General features: G+C 41.9%; 4 protein-coding genes. 3 read left to right on the plus strand and 1 reads right to left on the minus strand.

Annotated elements, in window-relative coordinates; all coding sequences use genetic code 11:
* The first annotated feature begins 162 nt into the window (after positions 1 to 162).
* The gene (locus RRG12_RS41500; protein WP_420760961.1) at positions 163 to 321 is read left to right on the plus strand and encodes a hypothetical protein; all 159 of its coding nucleotides are present in this window, start codon (positions 163 to 165) and stop codon (positions 319 to 321) included.
* Positions 322 to 498: 177 nt separating this feature from the next.
* On the plus strand, positions 499 to 678 hold the full coding sequence (locus RRG12_RS41505) for a hypothetical protein (protein ID WP_069073290.1): 180 nt from the start codon (positions 499 to 501) through the stop codon (positions 676 to 678).
* A gap of 20 nt (positions 679 to 698) precedes the next feature.
* Here the strand turns inward: RRG12_RS41505 and RRG12_RS41510 are convergent, their stop codons facing one another.
* Positions 699 to 1,991: a dicarboxylate/amino acid:cation symporter gene (locus RRG12_RS41510; protein ID WP_420760962.1), complete on the minus strand. Its 1,293-nt coding sequence runs from the start codon at positions 1,989 to 1,991 to the stop codon at positions 699 to 701.
* A 193-nt stretch (positions 1,992 to 2,184) separates the two neighbouring features.
* Between RRG12_RS41510 and RRG12_RS41515 the strand changes: the two genes are divergently transcribed.
* A partial coding sequence (locus tag RRG12_RS41515; RefSeq protein WP_420763181.1) for a DNA polymerase III subunit alpha occupies positions 2,185 to 4,377 on the plus strand: 2,193 nt, incomplete at its 3' end.

Below are 4,377 nucleotides of genomic sequence, written 5' to 3' on the forward strand. Positions count from 1 at the left end.
ACTTTTAAAATATCCTCTAACTGCCCGAAATCTACTACTCACTCATGAATAGTAACAATCTGGAAATCACTTTTGAAGGAATGGCTGATGAATAAGTTATCCTGCAAAACTTTGCTGTGGAAAAACTAGATAATCTCTCAGCAGTGGGTAATATCCTATTTAATGAGCCAATTACAATTAGTGACAGCCTTTGATATCCTTACAGCCAACTCCATCCAAAGCATCATCTTCAACAAGAACACAGTCACCTTTCTGAATGACCTGAAAAATAATATCAATGGTTTTGACAACTTAGCTGATGTCATCAATGGTCAGGGGTGAGTGCAATTTCAGTATTAAAGCGGAAACAATATAAATTCATTTGCTGAAATTCCGCAATTGCCACCAAGACAATTGTAAAAACGCAGTGTAGCCTTTAACTAGAAAAAGAGTATCAAGGCAGTTTTTAGACAAAATGCCAACTATGGCCACTAAACTTTTATAATATTTGTTGTTCTTATGACTCCAAAACACACCAAAATCCAATTTCCCCTTTGGCAGTATTTGAACCAGCCCTTATTTAGTCACGATACTAAATTAGTATTGAATCCTCAACGCTTTGCATTGATCTGGCGTCTGCAACTTCTAGAACGCTGCTGGACTAAAGAATGTGATGCCAAAGGGCCTCAACAGCATTAGCGAGCTAAAAAACCGGCAAACTAAGCCTCGTTTACAGAATGGGGCTTTTTGCCGTCAAGTAAAGCACTGACAGTCATATCTCCCATAACATTAATCGCGGTACGGCAGCGATCTAGAAACCAGTCTACAGTAACTAGCAAAGCAATATACTGGGTAGGTAAGCCGACAGAAGTGAAGACCAGTGTCATCGTTACCAGTCCAGCATTGGGAATATTCGCCGCACCTACAGATGCAAAAATCGAGGTAAGAATGACAATTAACTGCTGTCCTAGACTTAGATGTTGCCCAATTAGTTGGGAAATGTACAACGCAGACATTGCTTCATAGAGGGCAGTGCCATCATTGTTGAAATTTGCCCCGACTAATGCCCCCAAGGCAGCAGAAGATTCCCTTAAACCGACTTTTGTTTGCAAAACTTCAAAGGTTATGGGCATTGCTGCCGCCGAGGAAGAAGTTGAGAAAGCTGTCAAAAAGGCATCAGAACCGCCAGCTAGAAATTTTAGCGGGTGTACCCAAGAACCAAATTTTACTCTGGTGAGGTAGTAACACGCTTGCAATACCAGCGCTAACAACACCGCGACGATAAATGCAGCCAAAGATTTAAATGGTGCAAAGCCCTGCATCGCCACGGTTTTAGCAACAATTCCAAAGACTGCGAACGGCACTAAGGCAATTACCCAGTTGAGGACGCGGACTACCGCTTCAAATAAAATTCCGATGACATCCTCTATCGGCTGGAATCCATTCTTGCCTTGAGCGATTTGTTCAGATTTTAATGCCCGCAGAACGATGCCAAAACTTAGAGCAATCACAATTAGTTGGATGACATTATTATCAACCAATGGCTTGAGAATAGCCTCCGGGACAGCATCTTTGAGTATTCCCCAAGGGTCAAGACTCTGAGGAGCTATTTCTGTACTTGTTGAGGTCGTTACATTTCCCCAAGTCCCCGGACGTAGTACATTCGCGACGAAAAGCCCCACTAAAATAGCTACGGTAGTGTTGGTTAAAAGTAGCACTGCCAGCCGCCGTCCGGCTGTCCCAGGGATGTTGGTAGTCATCAAAGTATGCAGCACTGCTACCAGAATTAGGGGTGTAGCCAAGGCGCGGAGAGCCTTTAGCACCAATTCCGCCGGAATTGCTAAATTATTGATTAAGGAAGCATTGCTGGGATTGGGATTCCCTGCACCAAGGGCAATTCCGACACTGACTGCCACTACTAAGGCGATGAGAATTTGCAACGTGAGAGGGATACGCTGCCACCAAGGGCGAGTTTTGGTTGCAGGCGAAGTAGTACTCTCTGTTTGACTCATTAGTTAAATACTGGTTAACTGCTGTAACTGTTAAAACAACACTAATGATAGTGACAATTTCGGAAAAAGAACAGCTTTAATTTTGGGTAAAAACTGTTAATCTAAGATTCCGTTGGTTTGCAAAATCTAGCTCGAAAGGGTATACCACAAGGTAGGCCCCTAGAGGTATCTTGGCTTGTGGTTGGAGATGCTTATGTCCTTTGTCCCGTTACATATTCACAGTGACTACAGTTTGCTCGATGGGGCAAGTCAGCTACCAGAGTTAGTGAATCAAGCGATCGCACTGGGAATGAAAGCGATCGCTCTTACCGATCATGGTGTCATGTATGGAGCCGTTGAACTGATCAAAATTTGCCGGAGTCAAAATATTAAGCCGATTATCGGCAATGAAATGTATGTAATTAACGGCGATATCGAGAAACAAGAACGCCGCCCCAAATATCATCAAGTAGTTTTAGCTAAAAATACCAAAGGTTACAAAAATTTAGTCAAATTAACCACAATTTCTCACCTCAAAGGTGTTCAAGGTAAAGGAATTTTTTCTCGTCCTTGTATTAATAAAGATTTATTAAAAGAATATCATGAAGGCTTGATCGTCACCAGCGCTTGTTTGGGTGGAGAAGTCCCCCAAGCGATTCTCAGTAATAGACCAGATGCCGCGCGGAAAGTTGCTCAGTGGTATAAAGATGTATTTGGTGATGATTATTATCTAGAAATTCAAGACCACGGTTCCCAAGAAGACCGGATTGTGAATGTTGAAATAGTCAAAATTGCGCGGGAACTAGGCATTAAAATCATTGCCACTAATGATTCACATTTTATATCTTGTTTTGACGTTGAAGCCCACGACGCTTTGCTATGTATTCAAACTGGCAAATTAATTGTTGAAGATAAGCGGATGCGTTACAGCGGTACGGAGTATCTCAAATCTGGTGAGGAGATGCGGCAGCTATTTCGTGACCATTTACCGGATGATGTAATTGCCGAAGCGATCGCAACTACCGAAGAAGTCGCCGATAAAGTCGAGCCTTACCATATCATGGGTGAGCCTCAGATTCCTACACCCCCCATTCCTTCTGGTCATACTGCTGACACTTACGCCGAAGATGTTGCATGGAGCGGACTTTTAGAACGCTTAAATCGCAAATCTCGCCAGGAAGTCGATTCCGTCTATAAAGAAAGATTGGAATACGAACTGAAAATGATTCAGCAGATGGGTTTTTCCAAATACTTTTTAGTTGTATGGGACTACATCAAATTTGCTAGAGATAATAATATTCCTGTGGGGCCAGGTCGGGGTTCGGCGGCTGGTTCATTAGTTGCTTATGCAATGCGAATCACTAATATTGATCCTGTACATCATGGGTTACTATTCGAGCGTTTTTTGAACCCAGAACGGAAATCCATGCCTGATATTGATACGGATTTCTGTATTGAACAACGGGATAAAGTTATTGAATATGTAACTGAAAAATATGGTGCAGATAGAGTTGCTCAAATTATTACTTTTAACCGTCTAACTTCTAAAGCGGTTTTGAAAGATGTCGCCAGAGTGTTGAATATTCCATACGGGGAAGCTGACAAAATGGCGAAAATGATTCCTGTGGTGCGGGGTAAACCAACGAAACTCAAGGTTATGGTTTCTGATAAAACTCCAGAACCAGAGTTTAAAGAGAAATATGATAAAGAACCCCATGTTCGCCATTGGCTTGATATGGCAATGCGAATTGAAGGAACTAACAAAACTTTTGGTGTTCATGCAGCAGGTGTGGTAATTTCTGCCGACCCACTTGATGAAATTGTGCCGTTACAAAAGAATAATGACGGTTCTGTAATTACCCAATATTTCATGGAAGACTTGGAATCAATGGGTTTGTTGAAAATGGATTTTCTGGGTTTGCGGAACCTGACGCTAATTCAAAAAACTGTGGATTTGATTCAAGAAACGAGAGGATATCGGGTCGATCCTGATGAAATTCCCCGCCAGGAAAGAAAAGCCCAGAGGATATTAGCTAAAGGTGAACATAGTGCTTTGCCAAAAGATGTCCAAAAAACTTATGAATTATTAGAAGCAGGTGAGTTAGAAGGAATATTTCAATTAGAATCTTCCGGGATGCGTCAGATCGTGCGAGATTTGAAACCTTCTAATATAGAAGATATTTCTTCAATTTTGGCACTTTATCGACCGGGCCCATTAGATGCGGGACTGATACCTAAATTTATCAACCGCAAACATGGTCGAGAAAAAATTGATTATCAACATACCATTCTGGAACCAATATTAGACGAAACCTATGGAATTATGGTCTATCAAGAGCAAATCATGAAAATTGCTCAAGATATGGCGGGATATTCTTTAGGACAAGCTGACTTGCTGCGTCGGGCG

This window comes from Nostoc sp. CALU 546 (genome assembly GCF_048836525.1).